Source organism: Pseudomonas juntendi (assembly GCF_009932375.1).
Classification (GTDB): domain Bacteria; phylum Pseudomonadota; class Gammaproteobacteria; order Pseudomonadales; family Pseudomonadaceae; genus Aquipseudomonas; species Aquipseudomonas juntendi.
This window is the reverse complement of record NZ_BLJG01000107.1, coordinates 1-1,386: the sequence shown is the minus strand read 5'-3', so window position 1 is coordinate 1,386 and position 1,386 is coordinate 1. Positions and strand designations below refer to the sequence as shown.

1 protein-coding gene is annotated in these 1,386 nt (G+C 64.3%); it reads right to left on the bottom strand.

Annotated elements, in window-relative coordinates:
- Window positions 1–45 precede the first annotated feature (45 nt).
- Window positions 46–1,386, bottom strand: a 1,341-nt coding sequence (gene tnpC / locus GYA94_RS15020; RefSeq protein ID WP_161892608.1) for an IS66 family transposase, incomplete at its 5' end; no start/stop codon positions are given.

Genomic DNA, 1,386 nt, shown 5'->3' with positions numbered 1-1,386 from the left:
GTAACCGCTCCATAAACCCCACCTACTGCTGATGGGGCGGGTCTGTCAGGATGCGCTCACTGGCGAGCAATTCCACGGCAGCAGCGCTTCGTAATCCTCGACGCTATTGGCGGCCGGCAGGCGTTCGAGGATGTGGCGCAGCCAGGCGTAAGGCTCCTGGCCATTGGCCTTGGCGGTTTCGATCAGGCTGTAGATCTGTGCGCTGGCCGTGGCACCCTTGGGCGTGTCGCTGAACAGCCAGTTCTTGCGCCCGATAACGAACGGGCGGATGGCGTTCTCCGCGCGGTTGTTGTCGATCGGCAGATGTCCACCTTCGACGTAGCGCACCAGCTTTCTCCAGTTGCTGGCTAGGTAATTCACCGCCCTGCCCAGCGCCGTCTGCCCGGCGACCTGCGGCTGGGTTTTGTCCAGCCAAGCCTTTAGCTGGTCGAGCAGCGGCTGGCTGCGTTGCTGACGGGCGACCAGGCGCTCGGTATCGCAAGCGTCCTTCAGGTCACGCTCGATGCCGTAGAGCTTGTTGATCAGGTTCAGCGCCATGTCGGCACGGCCGGTTTTGCCCTTGGGTTGCACTTTCTGCGCCTCGACGAACTTGCGCCGCGCATGCGCCCAGCAGCCGAGGCGTTCGATGCCTTCTTGCGCGGCCACGGCGTTGTAGCCGGCGTAGTCGTCGGTCATCAGGTAGCCGCGATAGCCGTCGAGCAAGCGCAGCGGCACCTCCTGCGCGCGGCTGGCGGTGTAGTCGAAGAGGATCACCGGCTTATCCGGTGGTCCACCGCTTTGTACCCACATCCAGGACTGCGCGGTGGGATCGCGTCCCGGTTCATGCAGCACCTGCAGGCGCGTTTCGTCGCAGTGCAAAACGGGGTATTCGAGCAGCTTGTCGCGCAGCAGGTTGAGCAGCGGTTGCAGCTGTTCACCGCTCTGGATCACCCAGCGCGCCAGGGTCTGGCGTGGTATGTCGACGCCGTGGCGGCTGAGCATCTTCTCGAAGCGGTACAGCGGGATGCCGTCGGCGTACTTGGTGGTCAGCAGCATGGCCAACACGCTGGGGCTGGCCAGGCTCTTCTCGATCAGTTGGGCCGGCTTGTCGGCAGTGAGCGGCGCCGCTTCGCAGGCCTTGCAGGCGTAGGTCTTGCGGATATGGCGGATGACCCGCACCTGCATCGGGATAATCTCCAGCTGTTCGCTGGTCTCCTCGCCGATGACTTGTTTGCAGGCGCCACAGGCGCAAGTCAGCTCGTGCTCGGGCAGGTCGTGGATGACTTCGACACGCGGCAGGTTGGCCGGCAACGGCTTGCGCTTGCCACGGCGCTTGACCGGCGCAACGATTTCTTCGGCTTCGGCTTCGGCTTCGGCTTCGGCTTCGGCTTCGCTTGGCGCAGCGGC